Raw genomic sequence first — 545 nt, forward strand, 5'->3', positions numbered from 1 at the left:
GGCTGCACTATCGGCCGGTATAACGGAGGAAGACGGAAGGGCGGTCGTTTTAAAGAATGTGGTTTGGATTCGTCCTGTTCTCTTACAGAAAAAGCCGGTACAGGTGCATATCCGGCTTCATCCCGAAGAGAATGGTGAGATTGAGTACACTATCTATAACCGCGATGAAACAAGCTATGAGACAGAAGTACTACATAGCCAAGGCAGCGTTCGGTTTGCTCTTTCAGGGAGCTTGCCTGTTATGGATATATCGGCTTTACGCGCGAAGTGTAGTCAAGATGCTCTGCTCCCTTCCCAATGCTACGAAATTTACTCCGGCATGGGGATCAGGTATGGCCCAGGTCATCGCGGCGTAGAGATGCTTTACACAGGAACGGATCAGGCCTTGGCGAAGCTCTCTTTGCCTTCTTGCATTGCCAACACTGAAGAACGGTATGTGCTTCACCCAAGTCTGACTGATTCTGCGTTGCAGGGAGTGATCGGGCTGCTCTCAGGCATTCACGATTATGAGCCGTCTCTTCCGTTTGCACTGCAGGAGCTTGAGA

General features: G+C 50.6%; 1 protein-coding gene. It reads left to right on the top strand.

What is annotated here, in order from left to right; genetic code table 11:
- Positions 1-545 (top strand): polyketide synthase dehydratase domain-containing protein (locus L692_RS30130; RefSeq protein WP_036725455.1); only part of this gene is annotated, 545 nt, incomplete at both ends.

This window comes from Paenibacillus forsythiae T98, assembly GCF_000520735.1.
GTDB classification, from domain to species: Bacteria; Bacillota; Bacilli; order Paenibacillales; family Paenibacillaceae; genus Paenibacillus_AQ; species Paenibacillus_AQ forsythiae.